Origin of the sequence: Roseovarius nubinhibens ISM (assembly GCF_000152625.1) — a bacterium.
In the GTDB taxonomy this organism is placed as follows: Bacteria; Pseudomonadota; Alphaproteobacteria; order Rhodobacterales; family Rhodobacteraceae; genus Roseovarius; species Roseovarius nubinhibens.
In genome coordinates, this window is record NZ_CH724156.1 from 1,445,584 (window position 1) to 1,467,995 (window position 22,412).

Annotated in this window: 24 protein-coding genes; 13 read left to right on the forward strand and 11 right to left on the reverse strand. The window is 63.3% G+C overall.

Features of this window, described 5'->3' with window-relative positions; all coding sequences use genetic code 11:
* Positions 1-4 precede the first annotated feature (4 nt).
* From galU to cysQ, 3 genes are all read right to left on the reverse strand, one after another.
* Positions 5-898: a UTP--glucose-1-phosphate uridylyltransferase GalU gene (galU, locus tag ISM_RS06970; RefSeq protein WP_040617923.1), complete on the reverse strand. Its 894-nt coding sequence runs from the start codon at positions 896-898 to the stop codon at positions 5-7.
* A gap of 167 nt (positions 899-1,065) precedes the next feature.
* Positions 1,066-1,866, reverse strand: a complete 801-nt coding sequence (locus ISM_RS06975) for a 3-deoxy-manno-octulosonate cytidylyltransferase (protein WP_009813430.1) — start codon at positions 1,864-1,866, stop codon at positions 1,066-1,068.
* Complete coding sequence (gene cysQ / locus ISM_RS06980; RefSeq protein ID WP_420806182.1) at positions 1,866-2,705, reverse strand: 3'(2'),5'-bisphosphate nucleotidase CysQ; 840 nt, start codon at positions 2,703-2,705, stop codon at positions 1,866-1,868. Before cysQ ends, ISM_RS06975 begins: the two co-directional genes overlap by 1 nt.
* Positions 2,706-2,791: 86 nt before the next feature.
* On the opposite strand from cysQ, the gene ISM_RS06985 reads away from it, so the two are divergent.
* Positions 2,792-3,613 carry an ABC transporter permease gene (locus tag ISM_RS06985; protein ID WP_009813432.1) on the forward strand — a complete coding sequence of 274 codons (822 nt, stop codon included), beginning with the start codon at positions 2,792-2,794 and terminating at the stop codon, positions 3,611-3,613.
* A gap of 40 nt (positions 3,614-3,653) precedes the next feature.
* On the opposite strand, the gene glmM is transcribed toward ISM_RS06985, so the two are convergent.
* Positions 3,654-5,009, reverse strand: coding sequence for a phosphoglucosamine mutase (gene glmM, locus ISM_RS06990; RefSeq protein ID WP_009813433.1), 1,356 nt, complete (start codon positions 5,007-5,009; stop codon positions 3,654-3,656).
* A 231-nt stretch (positions 5,010-5,240) separates the two neighbouring features.
* On the opposite strand from glmM, the gene ISM_RS06995 reads away from it, so the two are divergent.
* Positions 5,241-5,636 carry a VanZ family protein gene (locus tag ISM_RS06995; RefSeq protein ID WP_050754121.1) on the forward strand — a complete coding sequence of 132 codons (396 nt, stop codon included), beginning with the start codon at positions 5,241-5,243 and terminating at the stop codon, positions 5,634-5,636.
* Here the strand turns inward: ISM_RS06995 and pncA are convergent.
* The gene (pncA, locus tag ISM_RS07000) at positions 5,623-6,219 is read right to left on the reverse strand and encodes a bifunctional nicotinamidase/pyrazinamidase (protein ID WP_009813435.1); all 597 of its coding nucleotides are present in this window, start codon (positions 6,217-6,219) and stop codon (positions 5,623-5,625) included. The genes ISM_RS06995 and pncA overlap by 14 nt on opposite strands.
* 112 nt (positions 6,220-6,331) lie before the next feature.
* Here pncA and trhO point away from each other — a divergent pair, with 112 nt between their 5' ends.
* Positions 6,332-7,240: an oxygen-dependent tRNA uridine(34) hydroxylase TrhO gene (trhO, locus tag ISM_RS07005; RefSeq protein ID WP_009813436.1), complete on the forward strand. Its 909-nt coding sequence runs from the start codon at positions 6,332-6,334 to the stop codon at positions 7,238-7,240.
* 404 nt (positions 7,241-7,644) lie between these two features.
* Here trhO and ISM_RS07010 read toward each other — a convergent pair whose 3' ends face one another.
* Positions 7,645-7,806 (reverse strand): hypothetical protein, encoded by a 162-nt coding sequence (locus ISM_RS07010; RefSeq protein WP_156783331.1) that lies wholly within the window; start codon positions 7,804-7,806, stop codon positions 7,645-7,647.
* A gap of 637 nt (positions 7,807-8,443) precedes the next feature.
* Between ISM_RS07010 and ISM_RS07015 the strand changes: the two genes are divergently transcribed.
* The gene (locus ISM_RS07015) at positions 8,444-9,097 is read left to right on the forward strand and encodes a hypothetical protein (RefSeq protein ID WP_217622867.1); all 654 of its coding nucleotides are present in this window, start codon (positions 8,444-8,446) and stop codon (positions 9,095-9,097) included.
* A gap of 200 nt (positions 9,098-9,297) precedes the next feature.
* Here ISM_RS07015 and ISM_RS07020 read toward each other — a convergent pair whose 3' ends face one another.
* Positions 9,298-10,623: a UDP-glucose dehydrogenase family protein gene (locus ISM_RS07020; protein WP_009813439.1), complete on the reverse strand. Its 1,326-nt coding sequence runs from the start codon at positions 10,621-10,623 to the stop codon at positions 9,298-9,300.
* Positions 10,624-10,808: 185 nt separating this feature from the next.
* Between ISM_RS07020 and ISM_RS07025 the strand changes: the two genes are divergently transcribed.
* Positions 10,809-11,789: a KpsF/GutQ family sugar-phosphate isomerase gene (locus ISM_RS07025; protein WP_050754122.1), complete on the forward strand. Its 981-nt coding sequence runs from the start codon at positions 10,809-10,811 to the stop codon at positions 11,787-11,789.
* A 256-nt stretch (positions 11,790-12,045) separates the two neighbouring features.
* Here ISM_RS07025 and ISM_RS07030 read toward each other — a convergent pair whose 3' ends face one another.
* On the reverse strand, positions 12,046-12,270 hold the full coding sequence (locus ISM_RS07030) for a DUF1127 domain-containing protein (RefSeq protein ID WP_009813441.1): 225 nt from the start codon (positions 12,268-12,270) through the stop codon (positions 12,046-12,048).
* Between the two features lie 237 nt (positions 12,271-12,507).
* On the opposite strand from ISM_RS07030, the gene ISM_RS07035 reads away from it, so the two are divergent.
* Positions 12,508-13,581, forward strand: a complete 1,074-nt coding sequence (locus ISM_RS07035) for an Mrp/NBP35 family ATP-binding protein (protein ID WP_009813443.1) — start codon at positions 12,508-12,510, stop codon at positions 13,579-13,581.
* A 4-nt stretch (positions 13,582-13,585) separates the two neighbouring features.
* On the opposite strand, the gene ISM_RS07040 is transcribed toward ISM_RS07035, so the two are convergent.
* The gene (locus ISM_RS07040; protein WP_040617926.1) at positions 13,586-14,107 is read right to left on the reverse strand and encodes a peptidoglycan-binding domain-containing protein; all 522 of its coding nucleotides are present in this window, start codon (positions 14,105-14,107) and stop codon (positions 13,586-13,588) included.
* 253 nt (positions 14,108-14,360) lie between these two features.
* On the opposite strand from ISM_RS07040, the gene ISM_RS07045 reads away from it, so the two are divergent.
* The 3 genes from ISM_RS07045 (at position 14,361) to ISM_RS07055 (ending at position 15,981) form a co-directional block, all read left to right on the forward strand.
* Complete coding sequence (locus tag ISM_RS07045; RefSeq protein WP_009813445.1) at positions 14,361-14,684, forward strand: 2Fe-2S iron-sulfur cluster-binding protein; 324 nt, start codon at positions 14,361-14,363, stop codon at positions 14,682-14,684.
* A gap of 32 nt (positions 14,685-14,716) precedes the next feature.
* Positions 14,717-15,433, forward strand: coding sequence for an FG-GAP repeat domain-containing protein (locus tag ISM_RS07050; protein WP_254655659.1), 717 nt, complete (start codon positions 14,717-14,719; stop codon positions 15,431-15,433).
* A gap of 89 nt (positions 15,434-15,522) precedes the next feature.
* A complete protein-coding gene (locus ISM_RS07055; protein WP_040617927.1) occupies positions 15,523-15,981 on the forward strand; it encodes a DUF6789 family protein in 459 nt (152 codons plus the stop codon).
* Here the strand turns inward: ISM_RS07055 and ISM_RS07060 are convergent.
* Positions 15,978-16,865: a bestrophin family protein gene (locus ISM_RS07060; protein WP_009813448.1), complete on the reverse strand. Its 888-nt coding sequence runs from the start codon at positions 16,863-16,865 to the stop codon at positions 15,978-15,980. The genes ISM_RS07055 and ISM_RS07060 overlap by 4 nt on opposite strands.
* Positions 16,866-17,006: 141 nt before the next feature.
* The gene (purD, locus tag ISM_RS07065; protein WP_009813449.1) at positions 17,007-18,272 is read right to left on the reverse strand and encodes a phosphoribosylamine--glycine ligase; all 1,266 of its coding nucleotides are present in this window, start codon (positions 18,270-18,272) and stop codon (positions 17,007-17,009) included.
* A gap of 148 nt (positions 18,273-18,420) precedes the next feature.
* On the opposite strand from purD, the gene ISM_RS07070 reads away from it, so the two are divergent.
* The 4 genes from ISM_RS07070 to ISM_RS07085 all read left to right on the forward strand — a co-directional run bounded on the left by ISM_RS07070 (position 18,421) and on the right by ISM_RS07085 (position 22,404).
* Complete coding sequence (locus tag ISM_RS07070; RefSeq protein WP_009813450.1) at positions 18,421-18,981, forward strand: type 1 glutamine amidotransferase domain-containing protein; 561 nt, start codon at positions 18,421-18,423, stop codon at positions 18,979-18,981.
* Positions 18,982-19,018: 37 nt separating this feature from the next.
* Complete coding sequence (gene xseA, locus ISM_RS07075; protein WP_009813451.1) at positions 19,019-20,578, forward strand: exodeoxyribonuclease VII large subunit; 1,560 nt, start codon at positions 19,019-19,021, stop codon at positions 20,576-20,578.
* Positions 20,579-20,748: 170 nt separating this feature from the next.
* A complete protein-coding gene (locus ISM_RS07080) occupies positions 20,749-21,654 on the forward strand; it encodes a LysR family transcriptional regulator (protein ID WP_009813452.1) in 906 nt (301 codons plus the stop codon).
* Between the two features lie 207 nt (positions 21,655-21,861).
* Positions 21,862-22,404, forward strand: a complete 543-nt coding sequence (locus tag ISM_RS07085; protein WP_040617928.1) for an NADPH-dependent FMN reductase — start codon at positions 21,862-21,864, stop codon at positions 22,402-22,404.
* The last annotated feature ends 8 nt before the right edge of the window (positions 22,405-22,412 follow it).

Below are 22,412 nucleotides of genomic sequence, written 5' to 3' on the forward strand. Positions count from 1 at the left end.
CGTGTTATTGTGCTGCCTGCCGCGAATGAACGATGTCGCAGAGGTAGGATTCGAGCTCGTCCCGCAGATCGTCCCGTGCGAGCGCAAAGGCCACGGTGGCCTGCAGGAACCCGGCCTTGGAGCCGCAGTCAAAGCGCTGGCCCCGGAAGCGGAAGCCATAGACCTCTTCGCCGTCGGCGCGCGCGGCGTCAATGGCATCGGTGAGCTGGATCTCTCCGCCGGCGCCCGGGGTCTTTTTGTTGAGCTTCTGAAGCACCGTGGGGGTCAGGATATAGCGGCCGATCACCGCGAGGTTCGACGGGGCTTGCCCGGGGGCGGGTTTTTCCACCATCCCCTTGGTCGAGACGATCGAGCCCATGTCCTCCTTGATGTCGAGAATACCGTAGGACGAGGCCTTGTCTTCGGGTACTTCCATCGCGGCGACGATATTGCCCTGGGTTTCCTCGAAGGCCTCGACCATCTGGGCGAGACAGGGCTTTTCGGCGGCAATCACGTCATCCGGCAGGATCACGGCAAAGGGTTCATTGGCGATCAGACGGCGCGCGCACCAGACCGCATGACCAAGACCCAGCGGCTTGTGCTGGCGCATATAGGCGATTTCGCCCGAATCCATATTGGTGGATTTGAGGATCTCGAGCAGGTCGTCCTTGCCCTTTTTGCGCAGCTCGGCCTCGAGCGCGGGGGCGTTGTCGAAGTAATCTTCGAGCGCGCCTTTGCCGCGGGAGGTGATGAAGATGAACTCTTTGATACCGGCCTCGCGGGCCTCGTCGATGGCGTATTGGACCAGCGGGCGGTCCACCAAGGTCATGATCTCTTTTGGAACGGATTTGGTCGCAGGCAGGAAGCGCGTTCCCATCCCGGCGACTGGAAAAATTGCTTTGGTTACCTTAGATCGCATACCCATATTCCTCAGAACGCATTTATTTTTGTACCCACCCTACATTACGGAACGTAGGTGAGGCCAAGGATTAGTGAGAAAAGCGACGATTTTTGGGCGAGCTTGAGGGATTTTGGAAGCAGCACCGATATTTTGTGTGCAATGCTGCATAGTCCGCCCGCCTTTTGTCAGGACATTCCCATTTTTGCCATCATCGCCTCAATTCGCGGCACATCCTCAGGGTTGTTGAGCTCCCAGAATTCGCGGCCTTGGGCCTCGACTTCGACGCAGAGCAGGGGGGCGTTGTTCTCCAGAAACCGGAGCTGTTCGAGCCCTTCGAGCTGTTCCAGTATCCCGGCGGTATAGCGTCGGTATTGCGACAGTGCCTCGGGACGGTAGGCGTAGACGCCGACATGGTGGAACACCGGCGTCTGATCCGCAGGGGCAAAGGCCTGACCGGTGAAGGGAATGACCTCTTTCGAGAAATAGAGCGCGTGGCGGTTGGCGGCAAAGACCGCCGTGGTGCCGCCGACCCGGCCATTGCGGCGGTCCTCGAGAAAGCCGTTGAGCGCCGCCCCGTCACAACGCAGCACCGGGGTCGCGACCTGGGCGCTGCGGTCGTCGTCGAGACCCTTGATCAGGTCCTCGACGAACCAATGCGGGGTGAGCGGCGCGTCGCCTTGCAGGTTCACCACCATGTCAAAGCCCCCGCCGAGCACATCGAGCGCCTCGGCGCAGCGTTCGGTGCCATTGGCGCAGTCGGGCGAGGTCATCACCACCTCGGCGCCAAAGCCCTCGGCGGCCTCGCGGATGCGGTCGTCATCGGTGGCCACGACGACGCGGTCGACGCCCTTGACCTCGCAGGCGGCCTCCCACGAGCGCTGCACGAGGCTCTTGGCCTCGCCGGTGGCACCGGTCAGCGTGGCGAGCGGTTTGCCGGGATAGCGGGTCGAGGCATAGCGGGCGGGGATGGCGAGAAGAACGGACATCAGGCCTCTTTCAGGTCAACGGAGGGGGCATAGGCGATGAAGAACGGGTTGGCGTAATCTTCCTTGCCATAGGTGAGCGGGCTGTGATCGTCAAAACGCACCACCTGACCACCCGCCCCCAAGAGCACGGCGTGACCGGCGGCGGTGTCCCATTCCATCGTGCGCCCGACGCGGGGATAGATGTCGGCCTCGCCGGTGGCGACGAGGCAGAATTTGAGCGACGAGCCCGCGCTCTTCATGTCTTTGACGGCGTATTTGCCGATGTAATCGTCGGTGGCCTGATCGCGGTGCGATTTGGAGGCCACCACCAAGAGCGCGCTATTGTCGGCCTGGCTGACCGACAGGGGCGCGGTGTCGCCGATGCTGTCCTTGTCCAAGGGGCCGGTTTCTTCGACCGCGCGGCCATCGGCGAGGGTAAAGAACATGCGGCCCTTGGCCGGGGCATAGACCACGCCGCGCTGCGGGACGCCGTTTTCCACATAAGCGATGTTGACGGTGAAATCGCCGCGGCGGTGGATGAATTCCTTGGTCCCGTCGAGAGGATCGACGATGAGAAAGGTCTCGGCCCGCTGGCTGTGCGAGGCGGCCTGTTCCTCGGTGACGAGGGTCACATCGGGAAAGGCGGCGCGCAGACCGGCCGAGATGATGGCGTCTGCCGCTTCGTCGGCGGCGGTCACCGGGCTGTCGTCGGACTTGGATTTGATCTCGAAATCGTCGGCCTGATAGATTTCCATGATCTTGTCACCAGCTTCGAGGGCAAGGCGGCGCATCACTGTTACAAGTTGAGAATGGTCCAAGTTTCGTCTCCTTTTGGCCCTGCTGATGAGCAGTTGATCCATTTACAGTGCCCACTTATGGTACGGTGCTAACGGGACAGCAAGAATTCCGTCTTAACTATCGTGCAGCAACCCCTTCGGGTGAGGTCATGTTTCAACAAGTCAAACCCAAATCCCGATTGCAATCGGCGATCTCGATCCTCGAGCTGATCTATCACTCGGTGGTGCGCGATGTCCGCAAGGGGCATGGCAATGCCTTGATGGCGCTGGCGATCAACCTGTTTCAGGCCATTCTCTTTGTCGCGGCCTTTTACCTGATGTTCTCGCTTCTGGGGCTGCGCGGCGCGGCGCTGCGCGGGGATTTCCTGCTCTATATCATGTCGGGGATTTTCGTTTTCCTGACCCATACCAAGACTTTGGGCGCGGTGGCCGGGGCCGAAGGCCCGTCCTCGGCGATGATGAAACACGCGCCTATGAACACGGTGATCGCCATCACTTCGGCGGCGATTGGCGCGCTCTATATTCAGGTGCTGACGCTGTTTCTGGTGCTCTTTGTCTATCACGTGGGCTTTACCCCGTTCGAGATCGAACAGCCGTTCAAGGCCTTTGGCATGTTCCTGCTGGCCTGGCTCTCCGGGGTCGCCATCGGCGTGGTGCTCTATGCGATCAAGCCGTGGTTTCCCGGCTTTGTCGGCGTGTTCACCACCGTCTATCAGCGGGCCAATATGATCGCCTCGGGCAAGATGTTCGTGGCCAACACCCTGCCCGCCTATATGTTGGCAATGTTCGATTGGAACCCGCTGTTCCATTGTATCGACCAGATGCGGGGGTTTGTTTTCGTCAACTACCTGCCGCGCAATTCCTCGATCGAATACCCGCTCTACGTGACGATCGTCCTCATGATGATCGGGTTGCTGGGCGAGTTCTACACCCGTCAGCAGGCCTCGATCAGCTGGGACGCGCGCCGCTAGGGCACGCGTCTCTTGTGTCGGCGGTTTTGACGGGGGTCGTCTAGGCGGCGGTTTTCCCGGCCTCGCGCACGGCACCGGCAATCTCGCCCACCACCTCGCGCAGAAGCGTTTCATCCTCGCATTCCGCCATCACCCGGATCAGCGGCTCGGTGCCCGATTTGCGGATCAGGATGCGGCCGCGATCGGCGATGCGTTTTTCCTGCGCGGCAATCGCGGATTGGACGCGCTCGGCCCCGAGCGGATCGCTGCCCGCGTCAAAGCGCACGTTTTCGAGGATCTGCGGCACCGGGGCGAAATTCTGCACCAGCTCGCTGGCGCGTTGGCCGCTTTCGACCATGGCCGACAGGAATTGCAGCCCGGCGATGAGCCCGTCGCCGGTGGTGGCGAAATCGGTCATCACGATATGGCCCGATTGTTCGCCGCCGAGATTGAACCCGCCGGCGCGCATCCGTTCCACCACATGCCGGTCACCCACCGCCGTGCGCTCGAGCGTCAGCCCCTTGCCCTTGATGAAATTCTCGAGCCCGAGGTTCGACATCACCGTCGCCACCAGCGTGCCATGGGCGAGCGCGTTCTGTGCGGCCCAGCGGCTTGCGAAAAGGGCCATGATCTGATCGCCATCGGCGACCTGACCTTTTTCGTCGATCAAGATGATGCGGTCGGCGTCGCCATCGAGACAGATGCCGAGATCGGCCCCGTGTTTGAGCACTTCGCGGGCGGCGGTCTGCGGCGCGGTCGAGCCACAATCGGCATTGATGTTGAACCCGTCCGGCGTCACGCCCACCGGGATCACCTCGGCGCCGAGTTCCCAGAGCACCTCGGGGGCGACGTGATAGGCCGCGCCATTGGCACAATCGACCACGATCTTGAGCCCGCTCAGCCGCTGATCGCGCGGGAAGGTGGTCTTGGCATATTCGACGTAGCGGCCGCGGCCGCTCTCGATCCGTTTGGCGCGACCGATATTGCCGGGCTGGGCCGGGGTGACATCGCCTTCGAGAATGGCCTCGATCGCCGCCTCATCCGTATCCGAGAGCTTGAACCCGTCGGGGCCGAAGAATTTGATGCCATTGTCATGGTGAGGATTGTGGCTCGCCGAGATCATGATGCCGAGATCGGCGCGCATCGAGCGAGTGAGAAAGCCGACCGCGGGCGTCGGGATCGGACCCAGCAGCAGCACGTTCATCCCCGTCGATGTGAGACCAGCGGTCAGCGCGTTTTCCAGCATATAGCCCGAGCGGCGGGTGTCCTTGCCGATCACGACCCGGTGGCCGTTCAGCCCGTCCTTGCGAAAATGCCGACCGGCGGCGGCGCCGATGCGCAGCGCATTGTCGGCGGTCATCGGAAACTGGTTGGCTGTGCCCCGAATACCGTCGGTTCCGAAATATTTACGCGCCATGATATATCCTCTTCAAATCTCTGCCTCACTCATACGCGGCAGGGTCGCGCCGGTATAAGCCCAATCGGGTTTGCTGGCGAGTATGGAATTTATGACCTCGAATCGCGGCGGGACATCGCGCAGATTCCCGCCCAGAGCGGGTGGCCGGGGGGCAGACCCCTTGTGCGACGGGGCAATCACGGCCAGATAGTTGGCAATGACCCTAGCGTCGATCCGGCGCGGGGCACGCAGATGAGGCATGACGCAGTGGCACAACAGATTTCGCAAACCGGGGCGGTTCGGGCCGCCTGTCTTGTGACCGGGCTTATGGTCCTGGGCTTTGCCGTACTGGCCTTGATGCCTGTGGTGCCGGGTCTGCCGTCCGGGGCGAATGACAAGCTACTTCATGCCCTGGGCTTTGCGGTGCTGGTGGTGCCGATGACGCTGGCCCGGCCGATGGCCGCGCCGGGGATCTGGCTCGCGGCGGTGGCCTATGGGCTGCTCATCGAGATTGTGCAGCCCTATACGGGCCGTATGTCAGAGGCGGCGGATCTGATGGCCGATGCGCTGGGCGCGGCGGCGGGGATCCTCTTGGCCTGGACCTGGCTGGCGCTGTGGCGGATGCGGCGAGTGATCAGGCAAGCGTGACGCCGGCCTGTTTCATGCCCTGAAGCGCCGCCTCGAACGAGCCATCGAGATCAATCGCGCGGCAGAGACGGCTGTCGACCGAGACCGCATAGCCGAGACGCGCGGCATCCACCGCCGAGAAATTCACACAGAAATCCGTCGCCAGACCGACCATGGTCAGCGTGTCGATGGCGCGGGTCTGCAGATAGCCATGCAGCCCGGTGGGGGTCTGGCGGTCATTCTCGAAAAAGGCGGAATAGCTGTCGATGGCGGGGTTATAGCCCTTGCGGATGATGAGATCGGCGCGGTCGGTGGCAAGCGCCGCGTGAAATTCCGCGCCCTGGCTGCCCTGTACGCAGTGATCGGGCCAGAGCACCTGCGGGCCATAGTCCATCTCGACCAGATCGAAGGGCGCGCGGCCGGGATGGGCGCTGGCAAAGCTGCTATGCCCGGCCGGGTGCCAGTCCTGGGTCAGCACCACCGCGTCAAACCCCGCCATGATGTCATTGATCCCCGCGACGATGCTGTCGCCCTCGGGCACGGCGAGCGCGCCGCCGGGGCAGAAATCATTCTGCAGGTCGATCACGATGAGCGCATGGGCCATGGCGGGTCTCCTTTTCCGGTAAGCCTTTTCCGGTAAACAAGGGGTAGAGAGCGCGGCCTTTTGCGTCAATGCCGCCTTGCCCGGGACGCTGGGATTGCTTACATCGCGGGCCATGTTCACTATCGCCGCCCTCTATCATTTCACCCGGTTCGATGACCCGGCCGCGCTGCGCGGGCCGCTGTTGCAGCTCTGCGAGGCGGAGGGGATCAGCGGCACGCTCTTGTTGGCGCGTGAAGGGGTGAATGGCACGATTGCCGGGCCGCGGGCGGGGATCGAGCTTGTGCTGGCGCATCTGCGGGGGTTGCCGGGCTGTGCGGGGCTTGAGCATAAGGAAAGCCAGTCGGCCGAGCAGCCGTTTCGCAGGCTCAAGGTGCGGGTCAAGAAAGAGATCGTCACCATGGGGCAGCCGGATGTCGATCCCTTGGCCAAGGTCGGCCATTATGTCGAGCCCGAAGCCTGGAACGCGCTCATCCAGAGCCCCGATGTGGCGGTGATCGACACGCGCAATGATTACGAGGTGGCGATCGGCACATTTCAGGGCGCAATCGACCCTGAAACAGCCAGTTTTCGCGATTTTCCGAAATGGTGGGAAGAGAATAAGGCGCGGTTTCACAACAAGAAAATCGCCATGTTCTGCACCGGCGGCATTCGCTGTGAGAAATCCACCAACTACCTGATCGGGCAGGGGGTGGAGGAGGTCTATCACCTCAAGGGGGGCATCCTCAAATATCTCGAAGAGGTGCCCGAGAGCGAGAGCACCTGGGATGGCGAGTGTTTCGTCTTTGACGGGCGGGTGTCGGTGGGCCATGGGCTGCGCGAAGGGCCGCATGAGCTCTGCTATGCGTGCCGCCGTCCGATCCTGCCCGAGGACATGAAACGGGACGATTATGAGCACGGTGTATCCTGTCGGTATTGCGTCGGTGAAACGACGGTGGCCGATAAGGAGCGGTTTCGCGAACGTCAAAAGCAGATCGCCCTCGCCGAAGCGCGGGGCGACAAGCATATGCGGTTTCTCGACTGATCAGCCCATCTGAGCAGGGTTGCGGGCGACCCCGGCCAGAGGGCCGAGGCGGTTTTCGTCTGTTTCGCTTTGGCCTTGAAGTTCGGGAATCGCACATAGCCTAAGAATGCGCCGCAGCGGCCCCGCCTTTCCAGAGGCGAGTCATTCCGGCAGCTGGGGCAGGCTTTACATAAACGTAAGGGATCGCGCGGGAGACAGATCACGTCCTCGACGGAACCTCCCGGTACAGCCGTGGCCTTAGCCGCATGCGCAAGACGGTGCAGGGCGTCAGCCATTCGGGCGTTGCGGTCGTCCAGTCAGGTCTCGGGCGTGATCGGCATCGCCAGCCTCGGCGGGGCGCGCATCGGCGCCTCATCCAGGTTGCAGAACCGCCCGGGCTGGGCCTGCCAAATATCGCCTGAGCGTTAGCCCGCGTGCAGATAGAACAGGACCGCGATCTTTCGGAGCACGCTTGCCGCGTCTGCCTCCGCTTCCAGATACCGTAAAGGCGCGAAGTCACGGCGAAGGAATGTCAGCGGCAGGATCGCCGCCGTCGCCGTGTCCAGGATGATCTTGCTTGCTGCCATCAGCGGTTCCCTCTGGGGCGCGGCACAATTGCCGATCGCCGGCAGCATGCGAGGCACAACATCGGAAGCGATGATATCCGTACCCGAGACGCGCCATTGTATCAGCGGCGAATGTGTCGGACAATTGGGATGCTGTGGCGACAAGCCCCTTGAATAATTTCCAGATCGTCTTCTGTCAGCGTGTGGTGACTGCCATCCGCAGCAGGGGCCAGCCGCACGCGAAAGCATGGTCATCACCCGCGGCAAAGGCAAGCAGCGGGGCAAGCCGCCAAAGTTTTGACAAACCGCAATGCGATCTCTGTCGGATGCTTAGCACGGGCGACTATTCCACCAGCGAACTGGCTGAAGTGTTTTCCGTGTCTAAACCGTTTCCGAGACCCTCAATCGGCATAAGACCTGACGTTCGCAGCGCTCCGCCTGAATTCAAAGGATGCGGAGCTTAGCGAAATTTCTCTGCAAAATCTTCATGATACAGATTGGCCAGAAATAAGCGCGGATATTCGTTCTTGCAGTTTTGCTTCCATTTTGATCGAATTTCACAAGGCGAGTGTAAATATTTTAAAGGTGCCCTGTGAAATCCACGCGAAATTACCTAAAGCAATTCAGTAAGATTGCTGGTTTGGTTATTTTCGCCCTGATGCTTTTGATCAGCCCGCCTGCGATGGCCGACACCGATCAGGCCGCCTGTTACGGCGAAACTCTGGAAGTCTCGCTTCTCAGTTTGTCTAAGAACGATGGCAGAATCCGGGAAAGAACCGTTTTTGCGCTTCCCTCCCCCAACGCATGGTTGGTGATATCCGAAGGCGGTGAGCATCTGCATGATATGCCCTGCCAGGATGAACCGATAGACGTGAGCAAAATCTGGGGCGGATTTATTGATGCCAGAATGGGCCATGGGGATTTTGGTGTTCCGGGCATCGACGGCGTGCGGGTTAGATGGTTGAGACTATCAGGCGCCGGCGCGGAAATTTCGGGACGAATCGAACAGTTTTTCATTTCGGAAACGGTCAGTAATGGTGTGCTTTTTGAATCCGGTTTTTACCATCAGATCGGTCAAAATACGACTGCCACTGGCGGTGGCTGGGTGTTTCCTGAAGCGTATCAAAGTCCGATTGGCACAAAAATTCATATGGGCTGTACAGGAACGTGTCGTGTTGAATACCGCATCTTTTCAAACTTGAATCTGGCTTATGAGCTTTTGTTGGATGATGAAAACACGATCCCGGATTGGATAGCGATTGATCGATACGTGCGGTCGGTGATTTTAAGCTGGATTGTCGAGGACGAGTGATGCCGTTTACCTTTTCCCAAAGCTAGAAAGACGAACTTGACACTCTAATAGTTCAGGCACTTAGTGCTTTTGGCAGTGATCGTGGTGGCTCCGGGCTGTTTTCAAAAGTCTATGATGCGTTGCTGGGCATGATTTCCGATGAGGGGCTGGTGGGTGTAGCCGGCCCGGCCGGCGATGTGGTATCAAGCGGCTAAGTGGTCTCACGCCTCGGGGAAGAACCCGGCGCGGCCCACCGAATCATAGGCTTCGAACCCGGCGCGCTTGGCATCCTTGGGGGAATAGATGTTGCGCAGATCGGCCATGCGCGGGGTCTGCATCCGTTTCGCCAGCCGCTTGAGATCGAGCGCGCGAAATTCATTCCACTCGGTCAGGATCACCAGAAGATCGGCCTTTTGCGCGGCCTTGTAGGGATCGTCGACCCATTGCACGCCCGGCAAGAGCGCCTCGCCCTCGTGATGACCTTGCGGATCGCAGACCCGGACCTTGGCCCCGGCGCCCACCATGGCGGGCACGATGGTCAGCGAGGGCGCGTCGCGCATGTCGTCGGTATTGGGTTTGAAGGTCACGCCGAGCACTGCCACCGTCTTGCCATTGAACGAGCCGCTGCAGAGATCGAGCAGCTTGTCGATCATCCGGCGCTTCATCTCTTCGTTCACCGAGATGACCTTTTCGGTGATCTGCATGGGCAGCCCGTGTTCCTGGCCGATGCGGGCGAGGGCGCGGGTGTCCTTGGGGAAGCAGCTGCCGCCATAGCCGGGACCGGCATGGAGGAATTTATTGCCGATCCGCCCGTCGAGCCCGATGCCATGGCTCACCTTTTTCACATCCGCGCCGGTGCGTTCGCAGAGCGCGGCGATCTCGTTGATGAAGGTGATCTTGGTCGCGAGAAAGGCGTTGGCGGCGTATTTGATCATCTCGGCGCTTTCCAGATCGGTGGTCAGGATCGGGAAATCGCGCAGGTAGAGCGGGCGGTAGACCTCGGCCATGACCTCGGCGGCGCGGTCGCTCTGAACCCCGACGACGATGCGGTCGGGTTTCATGAAATCGTCGATGGCCGCGCCTTCGCGCAGGAACTCGGGGTTCGAAGCAACATCGAAATCGAGCCCGGGATTGGCCTTTTTCACCACCTGTTTGACGCGGCGGTTGGTGCCGACGGGCACGGTCGATTTGGTGACGATCACCACATAGTCGCTGGCGGCCTGGGCAATCTCTTCGGCGGCGGCCATGACATAGCTCAGATCGGCGTGACCATCGCCGCGCCGGGTCGGCGTGCCGACCGCGATGAACACCGCCTCGGCCCCGTCGACGGCGGATTTCAGATCGCCGGTGAACGAGAGGCGGCCCGCCTCGACGTTTTTCTCCATGAGCCGGTCGAGGCCCGGTTCAAAGATCGGCACCTCGCCGCGTTCGAGCATCGCAATCTTGTTGGGGTCCTTGTCGACGCAGACCACATCATGACCGAAATCGGAGAAACACACACCGGAAACAAGACCAACATAGCCCGTGCCGATCATCGCAATTTTCATGGGAAAGCCCCTTAGACTGGAAACGCTCGGTTTGGGGATGTTGTGGGCCATGGGCGCGCGCGAAGTCAATCGCGCCAAGGCCAAACCCCGGTGGTGGCGGCATATTTCCCGATGGGCGCGCCTTTGCTGCATCGCCAAGCCGGGGCTTTCCCTTGGGCCGGGGGCGGGGTATCACGCAAGGATATATGCCATTCCGGAGCCTGATGATGAGCCTGCCGCCGAAACCCGCCGAGATTGCCCGCGAGGTTCTGACCATCGAGGGCGAGGCCCTTCTGGCGATGCGCGAGGCGCTGTCGGAGAGTTTTGACCGGGTGATCGAGCTGCTGCTCGATGTGCGCGGGCGGGTGATCGTGTCGGGCATGGGCAAGTCGGGCCATATCGCCCACAAGATCGCCGCCACCATGGCCAGCACCGGCACCCCGGCGCAGATGGTACATCCCGGCGAGGCGAGCCATGGCGATCTTGGCATGATCACCGCGCAGGATGCGGTGATTCTCATCTCCAATTCCGGCGAGACCCGCGAGCTTGCCGATATGATCGCCCATACAAGGCGGTTTTCCATTCCGCTCATCGCGATCACCAAAAAGGCCGAGAGCACGCTTGGCCAGCAGGCCGATCATGTGCTCGAACTGCCGGATGCGCCCGAGGCCTGTGGCATCGGCATGGCGCCGACCACCTCGACCACCTGCACGCTGGCGCTGGGCGATGCGCTGGCGGTGGCGCTGATGACGCAGCGCGGGTTCGAGCGCGAGAATTTCCTCGATTTCCACCCCGGCGGCACGCTTGGGGCGCAGCTTCTCAAGGTGGGGAGCGTGATGCACAAGGGCGATGCGCTGCCCATCGTGCATGAGCATAGCAGCATGGGCGAGACCTTGATCGAGATGACGGCCAAGGGGTTTGGCGTGGCGGCGGTGGTCGAGCGTGGCATTCTCACCGGGGTCATCACCGATGGCGATTTGCGGCGCAACCTCGATGGGCTCATGGAGCGCAAGGCGGGCGAGATCGCCACGCGCCACCCGCGCAGCACGCGGCCCGATATCCTGTTGACCGAGGCGCTCGGCGTGATGAACGCCAACAAGATCAGCGCGCTTTTCGTGGTGGATGCGGAGGGCCGGCTTCAGGGTCTGGTGCATATCCATGACGCGCTGCGTGCGGGCGTGGCCTAAGCGGCATTGCGGGGCGTTTGCCCGATTCTCTGGCCAATTCCCTGGCCTGATCGCTGACCGAATTTCTGACCGGCAGACATAAAAAAACGGTGACGCCAGGGAGGAGGAGGGCGTCACCGTTTCTGAACGTTGGTTCTAAAGGGAGGAGCGAACCGAACGTGATCCGGAGTGGACAGTGGCTAAAGGGAGGAGAAACCACTGAGCTCCGGTATGTTGATGCCCCTAAAGGGAGGAGAAACGGGGCATCTAAACCAGCTTAGGACTGGTAACCGTAAACCGCCTTGCGCGAGATGGCGGTGATTTCGCCGCGGCTGATGCCGAGATCAGCGAGCGAACGATCGCTCAGGCTGGCCAGCTCGTTGCGGGTCTTGTTGTATTCGCGGCGCAGGTGCACCTTGCGGACCAGAGCGGCAAAGAAGCCGTCTTCGGCGCGTTTCGTGGCATAGCTGCGACCGTTCAGGATGTCGGATGCGAAAACCATTTTTTCTACCTCGGATGCGGGGGCGTTTGCTGCCGGCCCGCCGTGTCGTTTCTGTTGACGCTTAGATAAACCAATGCTGCATCTGCACAATCCCCGTTTGTACAATGCCGCTATGCAGAAAATGCATAAGAGGGGCTGACATAAAAACGTCATGTTTATCAGGGCACAGAACGGCCCGCCCTTGCGCCCGGCGTCAAACCTGCCAAGTAGGGATGAGCAATCGAGGGAGGCCCAGAGATGGTGACGCGCGCGACAATCGAAGAGCAGTTGAGCCGGTTCGATCTGCCGGGGGGTGGCAATCTCGTGTCACGCGACATGATCCGGGCGTTGTCGGTCGAGGGCGGCACGGTGCGCTATGTGATCGAGGCGCCGAGCCCCGAGATCGCCCGCCAGATGGAGCCGCTGCGCGCCGCCACCGAACGCGCCATCGCGGCGCTCGAGGGGGTGGTGCATGTCTCGGCGGTGCTGACCGCCCATGGCGCGGCCCCGGCCCCGGCCAAGGCGCCGCCCAGCCTCAAGATCGGAGGTCATCCGAAACCGCAGGAGGGCAGTCTCAAGCCGGCGAGCGTCAAGTCGATCATCGCGATCGGGTCGGGCAAGGGCGGGGTCGGCAAATCGACCGTATCGTCGAACCTTGCGGTGGCCCTAGCGCGGGCGGGCAAGAAAGTGGGGCTTCTCGACGCCGATATTTACGGGCCGAGCCAGCCGCGGATGATGGGTGTGTCGGGCCGCCCGGCGAGCCCCGATGGCAAGATCATCGAGCCGCTGCACGCGCATGGGGTGACGATGATGTCGATCGGCCTGATGCTCGACCCGGACAAGGCGGTGGTCTGGCGGGGGCCGATGCTCATGGGGGCATTGCAGCAGATGATCAGCCAGGTGCGCTGGGGGGAATTGGATGTGCTGCTCGTCGATCTACCGCCGGGGACGGGCGATGTGCAGCTCACGCTCTGCCAGAAGGCCGAGCCCACCGGTGCGATCATCGTCTCGACGCCGCAGGATGTGGCGCTCTTGGATGCGCGCAAGGCGATGGACATGTTCCGCACGCTCAAGACGCCGATTCTCGGGATGATCGAGAATATGTCGGCCTTCCATTGCCCCGAATGCGGGCATGAGGCGCATATTTTTGGCCATGGTGGCGTGGCGGCAGAGGCTGAGACGCTCGACCTGCCCTTCCTCGGGGCGCTGCCGATTGATCTCGACACGCGGCTGGCGGGCGACAATGGCACGCCGGTGGCGCTGGGCGACGGGCCGGTGGCCGGGGCCTATGCGGCGCTGGCGGATCGGTTGATCAAGGGCGGTCTGGTCTGAGCGACTAGCCCGCCTCGGGCCGTTCCACCGCCACGAGGCCGAGCTTGCGCGCCGCATCGAGCGAGAGAATCCCGCTGTCGAGCCCACCCGGGGCCTGAAAGGCGCGGATCGCAGCGCGGGTGCGGCTGTCCATCTGTCCCGAGATCGGCCCGCGATAGAGCGCACGCACCTTGAGCGCGCGCTGCACCGAGGCCACGAATTCGGGCGTCATGGCCGCCGCACAGGGGGTCTCGAACCAGGTCACCTCACGTTCCTTGACGATCTCTTGGCGGGTCTCGGTGCGATAGCTCGCGGGGCTCTGGACGCTGCCATCGGCGGCGAGCACGGCCGGTTGCACCAGAACCTGATCTGTCACGGTTTCGATCACCGCCGGTGTCGCCACCTTGCCCCAGCAAGTGCCGGGCGCGGCGCCGGGCGGGGATTCGGCGAGGTTCTGCACGATTTCCGGATCGTCTGCGGGCAGCGGTGCCTGACAGCCCATGAGCGGCAGGGTGCAACAGAGTAGCAGGGCGAAAGGACGGGTCATGCTCGGGCCTTTGGGGCGATTTTTCGAGCAGTCTAGCGGCATTGGCAGAGCGGTGAAAGCATCGCGCGCAGCGGGCGGCAAACAGCCCCGAGGGCGGGCAGCGCCGCAACAGCGCCGTCGGAATGTCGGAACACAGCAAGAACATGGCGATTTTGTCGCAACTCTTTCCTATGAGAGTCGCAAAATGGTCTGGCGCGACATATCTGCGCTTTGTAGGAACCCCAGAGCAACGCAGGAATGGGAGCCGGACATCATGGCGAAAATCACCTATATCGAGCATAACGGCACCGAGCATGTCGTGGACGTGGCCAATGGCCTGACGGTCATGGAAGGGGCGCGCGACAACAACATCCCCGGTATCGAGGCCGATTGCGGCGGTGCCTGCGCCTGTTCCACCTGTCATGTCTATGTGCATCCCGACTGGGTCGAGAAACTCCCCGGCAAGGATGACATGGAAGAAGACATGCTCGACTTTGCCTTCGAGCCGGATGCGGCACGGTCGCGCCTGACCTGTCAGCTCAAGGTGACCGATGCGCTCGACGGTCTCGTCGTGCAGATGCCCGAAAAGCAGATCTGATCATGGCGGCGCGGCCTCTTCTGTCGCGCCTCATGGCTCTTTTTGCCCTGTTGGGGCCTTGTGTCACGGCCAGCGCGGTGCTGGCCGGATCGCCTGCCATTGTCGAGGCCCGGTTCACCGATCCCACCACGCATTACGCCCATGGCGTGCTCGGCGATGGGGTGGAATATGCGGGGCTTGAGGCCAGGGATGCGGCGGGAGAGCGGCATCGCGTCCGCTTTGCGCCCAACACCCGTGTGTTCGAGGATATCGCGCCGCGCCTGTGGGATGTGACAGGCGATGGCGCGCCCGAGATCGTCGTGGTCGAGACCGACCCGGCGCAGGGCGCACAGCTTGCCATCTATGCGCTGGGGTCCGGGGGTCTCGTGAAGCGGGCGGCGACCCCGCATATCGGATCGCCGAACCGCTGGCTCGCGCCGATTGCGGCGGCGGATTTCGATGGCGATGGCCGCATCGAGATCGGCTATATCGACCGGCCGCATCTGGCCAAGCGGCTGCGGCTTTGGCGCTATGAGGCGGGCGAGCTGCGGCATCTGAGCGATCTTGACGGGCTGACCAACCACCGCATCGGCTGGGACCATATCCCCGGCGGGCTGCGTCTCTGTGACGGGGTGGCCGAGATGATCACCGCCGATGGCGGCTGGCAGCGGATCATGGCGGTGCGCTTTGCCGGTGGGGCGCTGCAGCCGCGCGTCTTTGGGCGCTATGACGGGCCAGAGAGCCTCAACCGCGCGACGGAATGTGAGTGATCTCTCACGGCGCTGTGGGGCGATGTGATTTGTCCCGCGCCTCTCTGCGGTCTAGCCGGTGGCCAGACATGAATCCGAAAGGCCGCCACATGACCCTGACCCCGATGCAAATCCTTCGTCTCACTCTCATTGGGGGGCTGGCTGGCGAGATCGCCTTTGAGGCCTTTGCCTTTGGGCTGGGGCCGATCCTGACCGGGCGGGTGATGGAGCCTGCCTATCTGGTGATCGCGCTGGCGCGGCTCTTGGGGGTCGAGATCGGCTATGTCGGGGGCTGGATCGGCCATCTGATTGCGGGGCTCATTCTCTTTCCGCTCGGCTATCTCGCCTATCTGCGCCTGACACCGCCGCAGCCCTGGGCCATGGCCGGGCTGATCTGGGGGCTGATCCTCTGGGCGGTGGCGCAGGGCGTGCTGGCGCCGCTGGCGGGGCGCGGTTTCATGATGGGGTTTGTGAGCTACACCTGGGCGTCGCTCGCGGCGCATATGCTCTATGGGCTGGTGGTGGCGGGCGCGCTGCGCCGGGCCATGCCGGGGCTGACCCGGGGCTAGCTCAGGTAAAAGCCGACGGGCACCCGGGCCTCGGGCACCTCTTCGCCGAGATGCGGCGCGAGCGAGCGTTCCACCGTGCGGCACATCGCGTCGAGCGGCAGCCCGTTCACCGTTTCGCCAAAGGGATGGGCGAGCTCTTCGGTCACTTCGGCGAGGCCGAAGAACACATAGGCGATGATCGCCGAAAAGAGCGGCGCCATCCAGCCGGCGCCCTCGAGCAGGGCAAAGGGGATCAGCAGGCAGTAGAGATAGGTCGTGCGGAACACCAGAAGCGAATAGACGAAGGGCAGTGGCGTGGTGGCGATGCGTTCGCAGCCCGCCTGCGCCAGCGACATCGAGGCCAGCCGTTCGGCAAGCGCGCGGCGGGCAAAGCCATCGGGCGCAGTCGCGGCCAGATGCCGGTTGAGCGTGTTGAGCGCGGCGCAGGGCGGGTGATGGGCCTCGGCGAAGGCGGCGCTGTCGGCGGCCCAGCGGCCCGCCGAGCCATCGTCGGGCATGCGGCGCAGATGCAGCCGGTGCAGATGCAGGAAGGCCAGCGCCAGCCGCAGGGCGCGTTGCCGCGCCTCGGGGTCGGGGAGATACATTTCGACCTCGCGCCCGAGCGAGCGCATGTCGGCCACCAGCCCGCCCCAGAGGCGGCGGCCCTCCCACCAGCGGTCATAGGCGGCGTTGTTGCGAAAGCCGAGAAAGAGCGACAGCGCGAGGCCAAAGACCGCGAAGGGCGCGGCATTGGTATGGGGCAGGCGCAAGAGCGCGCCGTCGATCCAGACCACCAGCGCGGCAAAACCCGTGGCGAAGAGAATGCGCGGCAGGATGCGCGGCAGCACGGAGCCGCGAATGGCGAACATCAGTTCCAGCAATCCGGGTTTGTCGCGGACAATCATCGTCGGGCTCCTTGCAGGTCTCGCCCGCGTTAGAGCCCGAAGATCATTGGCAAAACAGTTCGCAAGCGGCCTTAGCAGCCAATTTTGCGCCAAACCGGGGCGGCTGTGTTTCCGATCCGCGTCACCGGTCGCGCGGCGGGCTTAGCCCAACGCGCGCCAGCCGATGTCGCGGCGGTAGAACCCGCCGGGCCAGTCGATCCCCTCGACCATGCCATAGGCGCGGTCGCGGGCCTCTTGCAGCGTCGCGCCGCGGGCCGTCACGTTGAGCACCCGGCCGCCGGTGGCGACGATCTTGCCGCCCGTCTCGGCGGTGCCGGCGTGAAACACCATGTGGTGGCTGTCCTCGGGCATCGTGTCGAGCGCGCCGATGGGCGTGCCTTTTTCATAGTCCCCGGGATAGCCCAGCGCCGCCATCACCACGGTGAGCGCGTGATCCTCGGCCCAGGTGACGCTCATCTCGTTCAGGCGGCCTTCGGCGGCGGCGTGCAGCAGGTCGAGCACCTGCGCCCCGAGCCGCATCATCAGCACCTGGCATTCCGGGTCGCCGAAGCGGACGTTGTATTCGACGAGACGGGGCTGGCCGTCCTTGATCATCAGACCGGCATAGAGCACGCCTTGAAACGGCATGCCACGGCGGGCCATTTCGGCCATGGTCGGTTTGACGATCTGCTCCATGGCGATGGCTTCGATCTCGGGGCTGAGCACCGGGGCGGGGGAATAGGCGCCCATGCCGCCGGTGTTGGGGCCGGTGTCGCCGTCGCCCACCCGTTTGTGATCCTGCGCGGTGCCGACCGACAGGATGTTCTCGCCATCGCAGAGCACGAAGAGAGAGGCCTCTTCGCCCTCCATGAACTCTTCGATCACCACTTCGGCCCCGGCGCCGCCAAAGGCCCCGCCGAACATGTCGTCGATGGCGGCGAGCGCCTCGTCTTCGGTCATGGCGATGATGACGCCCTTGCCGGCGGCGAGACCGTCGGCCTTGATCACGATGGGCGCGCCCTTGGCCCGGACATGGGCGCGGGCGGCTTCGGCCTCGGTGAAATGGCCATAGCCTGCGGTGGGGGCGTTGGCCGCATCGCAGATTTCCTTGGTAAAGCTTTTCGAGGCTTCGAGCCGTGCCGCGCCCTCGGAGGGACCAAAGCAGAGCAGCCCGGCCTCGCGCAGCCGGTCGGCCACACCCACGGCGAGCGGCGCTTCGGGGCCGACGATCACGAAGTCGATGGCGTTTTCCTCGGCAAAGGTCACCACCGCGCCGCCATCCATGATGTCGAGCTTGGCGCAGTCGGCGATCTGAGCGATGCCGGCATTGCCGGGGGCCACGATGAGCCGGTCGCATTTCGGGTTCTGTTTCACGGCCCAAGCGAGGCTGTGTTCGCGCCCGCCGCTGCCAAGGATCAGAATGTTCATCAGGCGGTCCCCTACCGTTCGGTCCTCATTTGGCGCCTGAATAGGCGCGCGGGCGCGCGGAGGCAAGGCTGAGGGCCCTTTGTGCGGAACATCGCGGGCCGCGCCGGGTTGGAAGAGATGAAAGTCATCACCGACGAAAGGAAATCCCATGCCTGATATCAAATCCGCCAAGATCGCCATTCTCGCCACCAATGGCTTTGAGCAATCCGAGCTTGAGCAGCCGCGCGACGCGCTGCGCGAGGCGGGCGCAGAGGTGCATGTGATCTCGCCCGATGGGCAGGACATTCGCGGCTGGGAAGGCCCCGATTGGTGCCGCACCGTCGAGGTCGACCGCAAGCTGTCGGAGGTGAACTCCACCGATTACGATGCGCTGGTGCTGCCCGGCGGGCAGATCAACCCGGACCTGCTGCGCGTCAATGACGAGGCGCTGTCGTTCATCCGGGCCTTCTGGCAGGCGAAGAAGGTGATCGGGGCAATCTGCCATGCGCCCTGGCTGTTGATCGAGGCGGGCATCGCGGAGGGCCGCGACATGACCTCCTATCATTCGATCAAGACCGATGTGAAAAACGCCGGGGCCAATTGGACCGATGCCGAGGTCGTCACCGATCATGGTCTGGTCACCAGCCGCAACCCCGACGATCTGCCGGCCTTCTCGAAAAAGCTCATCGAAGAGATCGAGGAAGGCCGCCACGATCAGCGCGCCGCGTGATCTTTTCATCTGGCGCGGGATCGGTCATTGATGGGGCATGTCAGACCTGATTGATGATCCGCTTCCGGGCCAGAACATGCCCGAATACACCGTCTCGGAAATCTCCGGCGAGGTGAAGCGCACGCTCGAAGGCAATTTCGGGCGTGTGCGCGTGCGTGGCGAGGTGGGCCGCGTGTTCAAGGCGCGGTCCGGGCATCTCTACTATGATGTGAAGGACGACAAGAACGTCCTCGCCTGCACCACATGGAAGGGGCAGGTGGCGGGTCTGTCGGTCGAGCCTGAAGAGGGGCTCGAGGTGGTGGTGACCGGGCGGCTCACCGCCTTTGGGGCGCAGTCGAAATACAATCTCAACGTCGATGAAGTGGCCGTGGCCGGGCAGGGCGCGCTCATGGCGTTGCTGGAGAAACGGCGCAAGGCGCTGGCGGCGGAGGGGCTCTTTGATGAGGGGCGCAAGCGGCCGATCCCCTATCTGCCCGAGATCATCGGCGTCGTCACCTCGCCCTCGGGTGCGGTGATTCGCGATATTCTGCACCGGCTGCGCGACCGGTTTCCGCGCAAGGTGCTGATCTGGCCGGTGGCGGTGCAGGGGCAGAGCTCTGCCGCGGAAGTGGCCCGGGCGATTGCCGGGTTCAATGCGCTGACGCCGGGCGGGGCGCTGCCGCGGCCCGATCTGATCATCGTGGCGCGGGGCGGCGGCTCGATCGAGGATCTGTGGGGGTTCAACGAGGAAATCGTGGTGCGCGCGGCGGCGGCGTCAGAGATCCCGCTCATCTCAGCCGTGGGCCATGAGACCGACACCACGCTGATTGATTTTGCCTCGGACAAGCGCGCGCCGACGCCGACGGCGGCGGCGGAGCTTGCGGTGCCGGTGCGGCTCGACCTGTTGGCCTGGCTCGACGGGCAGAGCGCCCGGCTGAGCCATGCTCTGTCGAGCGGGGTCGAGCGGCGCGGTCAGCGGCTGCGCGATCTGGGACGGGCCTTGCCCCGGGTGGACAGCCTGCTCGACGGGCCGCGCCAGAGGCTCGATGTCTGGGGCGAGCGGCTTCCGGCCGCGCTCATCCGGTCGGTGCAGATGCGGCGGGTGCGGTTGTCGGATGCGGCCGGGGCGCTGCGCCCGGCGGCGCTGCGCGGCAAGCTGCGCGATCAGGGGCAGCGGCTGACACAGACCGGCGAGCGGCTTGGTCATGCGCTCGGCGCGCGGACGGAGCGCGGGCGCGAACGCTATGATGCGATGAGCGCGCGGTTTGGCCGGGTCGAGCCGCATGAGGCGCTGCAGCGGCGGCGCGAGGATCTGACCCGGCTCAGCGACCGGTTCGGTCAGGTGGGGGCACGCCAGATCAAGGATTGGCGCGATCGGCTCGACGCGCTCGACCGGCTGCGCGAAACGCTCAGCTATAAGGCGACGCTCGAGCGGGGCTATGCGGTGGTGCGCGGCGATGGCGATCTGATCAAGAGCGCCGCCGCAGCGGGCCGGGCGCAGAATCTCGAGATCGAATTTGCCGATGGCGTGCATAAGGTCGGCCAGCCGGGGGCGCCCGCGCCCAAGAAACCGGCCAAGCCGCAGACCCCGCCCGGCGATCAGGGCAGTCTTTTCTAGGCCCGCGTCAAGAACGCAAACGCCCGATTCCAGCGGTGGAAACATTTGTTTCCCTGTTTCCCGGTTAAGAACGATCCGCGATAAAACCCAGATATTGTCTGGTGGCCGCCCCAGTTGCGCCCGATTTGACGCCGATACCCAAAGCAACAGAAATACAGAGGTATCGAGCAATGGATCGTCTCACCGAGATGGAAGCGTTTGCCACGGTCGTGGATCAAGGTGGATTCACTGATGCGGCGCGGAAAATGGGGATTTCCAAATCCGCCGTATCGAAACACGTGTCGTCGCTCGAGGCGCGTCTCGGGGCGCGTCTGCTCAACCGGACGACCCGCCGCGTGAGCCCGACGGAAATCGGTCTCGCCTATTATGACCGGGCGCTGCGCGTTCTCAATGATGCGGGCGAGGCGGATGCGCTGGTCAGTTCGATGCAATCTGATCCTTCGGGTCTGCTGCGGATTTCGGTGGCGACGGATTTCGGCGTCAATCATCTGAGCCCGGTACTCGGCAGTTTCCTCGATGAATTCCCGGATATCACCGTCAATATGGTGCTCAACAACCGCTATGTAGAGCTCATCTCGGAAGGGTTCGACATGGCGATCCGCATCGGCGAGCTCGAGGACAGCACCCTGCGGGCGCGCAAGCTCACCGAGACCACCAAGCGGATGATCGCGAGCCCGGCCTATCTCGAGAAATACGGGCGGCCGACCAAGATCGACGATCTCAACGAGCACAAGCTCTTGCATTATTCGAGCCAGGCGGGCGGCAGTGTCTGGAAGCTCACCGCGCCGTCGGGCGAAAAGCGTCAGGTGCGCACCGCGGGCGGGCTGTCGGTCAATGACGGGCAATCGCTGCTCAACGCCGCGATCTCGGGTCTGGGCATCGCCTACCTGCCGAGCTTTCTCTATTCCGAGGCGCTGTCCAAAGGTCTGGTCGAGGATGTGATCCCCGATCTGCCGATGGAAACCCAAGGCATCTATGCGGTCTATCCGCCGGGCCGGTTCACCCAGCCCAAGGTGCGCGCCTTCATCGATTTCCTGGTCCATGTCTTTGCCGAAAAAGGCCCGACGGACTGGTAAAGCTTCCCCCTCGCTCATAAGAGCCACCTTCGCCCCCGGCACGGTTCCCGTGTGCGGGGGTTTTGTTTGTCCGTGCACTATTTCTTTGATTTTCGAGGCGATTGCGCGGAGGGCGCACAGGCGCTGTGCGGTGGGTCGGGTTGCGTTGGGGGCGCGGACCGGGGCACGGTGGGGGCCAGGAAATATGCAATCACCAAGGGGCGTCCCATGTCAGAACCAGTGCTACTCACCATCAGCGGCTCGCTGCGCGAAGGGTCGTATAACCGGATGCTCTGCCGGGTCGCGGCCGAGGCCTTTGGCCCGGCGAAAGTGGTGGTGGGGGATCTCGATCTGCCGCTCTACAATGGCGATCTGGAACAGGCCGAGGGCATCCCCGCCAAGGTGCAGCTGCTGGCCGATCAGATTGCCGGGGCTGATGCCATCGTGATTTCGGCGCCGGAATATAACAAGGGCATCTCGGGCGTTCTCAAGAACGCGCTCGATTGGGTCAGCCGGACCGAGGGCAATGCCTTTGCGGGCAAGCCCACGGTGGTGGTCTCGGCCGCAGCGGGGCGGACCGGCGGCGAGACGGCGCAATTCATGACCATGGCCTGCCTGCTGCAGCTACAGGCGCAGATCATTTCAGGGCCGGCGGTTCTGGTGGCCGGGGCGTCGAAAGAGTTCTCGGACGCGGGCGCGCTGACCAATGACCGCTATCACGACACGCTCAAGACCCGGATGGCGGCGCTGCGCGCGGCGATCAAGGCCTGATCAAAAGG

What these genes read in the sequence shown, in the direction of transcription:
- ISM_RS07015 (WP_217622867.1), top strand. Translation starts at nt 8,444, where the DNA reads ATGCTTTTGATCAGCCCGCCTGCGATGGCCGACACCGATCAGGCCGCC.
- purD (WP_009813449.1), bottom strand. Translation starts at nt 18,272, where the DNA reads ATGAACATTCTGATCCTTGGCAGCGGCGGGCGCGAACACAGCCTCGCT.
- ISM_RS06985 (WP_009813432.1), top strand. Translation starts at nt 2,792, where the DNA reads ATGTTTCAACAAGTCAAACCCAAATCCCGATTGCAATCGGCGATCTCG.
- ISM_RS07010 (WP_156783331.1), bottom strand. Translation starts at nt 7,806, where the DNA reads ATGGCAGCAAGCAAGATCATCCTGGACACGGCGACGGCGGCGATCCTG.
- ISM_RS07030 (WP_009813441.1), bottom strand. Translation starts at nt 12,270, where the DNA reads ATGGTTTTCGCATCCGACATCCTGAACGGTCGCAGCTATGCCACGAAA.
- ISM_RS06995 (WP_050754121.1), top strand. Translation starts at nt 5,241, where the DNA reads ATGAGGCATGACGCAGTGGCACAACAGATTTCGCAAACCGGGGCGGTT.
- ISM_RS07060 (WP_009813448.1), bottom strand. Translation starts at nt 16,865, where the DNA reads ATGATTGTCCGCGACAAACCCGGATTGCTGGAACTGATGTTCGCCATT.
- ISM_RS07080 (WP_009813452.1), top strand. Translation starts at nt 20,749, where the DNA reads ATGGATCGTCTCACCGAGATGGAAGCGTTTGCCACGGTCGTGGATCAA.
- pncA (WP_009813435.1), bottom strand. Translation starts at nt 6,219, where the DNA reads ATGGCCCATGCGCTCATCGTGATCGACCTGCAGAATGATTTCTGCCCC.
- trhO (WP_009813436.1), top strand. Translation starts at nt 6,332, where the DNA reads ATGTTCACTATCGCCGCCCTCTATCATTTCACCCGGTTCGATGACCCG.
- glmM (WP_009813433.1), bottom strand. Translation starts at nt 5,009, where the DNA reads ATGGCGCGTAAATATTTCGGAACCGACGGTATTCGGGGCACAGCCAAC.
- galU (WP_040617923.1), bottom strand. Translation starts at nt 898, where the DNA reads ATGCGATCTAAGGTAACCAAAGCAATTTTTCCAGTCGCCGGGATGGGA.
- ISM_RS07070 (WP_009813450.1), top strand. Translation starts at nt 18,421, where the DNA reads ATGCCTGATATCAAATCCGCCAAGATCGCCATTCTCGCCACCAATGGC.
- ISM_RS07040 (WP_040617926.1), bottom strand. Translation starts at nt 14,107, where the DNA reads ATGACCCGTCCTTTCGCCCTGCTACTCTGTTGCACCCTGCCGCTCATG.
- ISM_RS07055 (WP_040617927.1), top strand. Translation starts at nt 15,523, where the DNA reads ATGACCCTGACCCCGATGCAAATCCTTCGTCTCACTCTCATTGGGGGG.
- xseA (WP_009813451.1), top strand. Translation starts at nt 19,019, where the DNA reads ATGTCAGACCTGATTGATGATCCGCTTCCGGGCCAGAACATGCCCGAA.
- ISM_RS07035 (WP_009813443.1), top strand. Translation starts at nt 12,508, where the DNA reads ATGGTGACGCGCGCGACAATCGAAGAGCAGTTGAGCCGGTTCGATCTG.
- cysQ (WP_420806182.1), bottom strand. Translation starts at nt 2,705, where the DNA reads ATGGATCAACTGCTCATCAGCAGGGCCAAAAGGAGACGAAACTTGGAC.
- ISM_RS07020 (WP_009813439.1), bottom strand. Translation starts at nt 10,623, where the DNA reads ATGAAAATTGCGATGATCGGCACGGGCTATGTTGGTCTTGTTTCCGGT.
- ISM_RS07050 (WP_254655659.1), top strand. Translation starts at nt 14,717, where the DNA reads ATGGCTCTTTTTGCCCTGTTGGGGCCTTGTGTCACGGCCAGCGCGGTG.
- ISM_RS07045 (WP_009813445.1), top strand. Translation starts at nt 14,361, where the DNA reads ATGGCGAAAATCACCTATATCGAGCATAACGGCACCGAGCATGTCGTG.
- ISM_RS07025 (WP_050754122.1), top strand. Translation starts at nt 10,809, where the DNA reads ATGCCATTCCGGAGCCTGATGATGAGCCTGCCGCCGAAACCCGCCGAG.
- ISM_RS06975 (WP_009813430.1), bottom strand. Translation starts at nt 1,866, where the DNA reads ATGTCCGTTCTTCTCGCCATCCCCGCCCGCTATGCCTCGACCCGCTAT.
- ISM_RS07085 (WP_040617928.1), top strand. Translation starts at nt 21,862, where the DNA reads ATGTCAGAACCAGTGCTACTCACCATCAGCGGCTCGCTGCGCGAAGGG.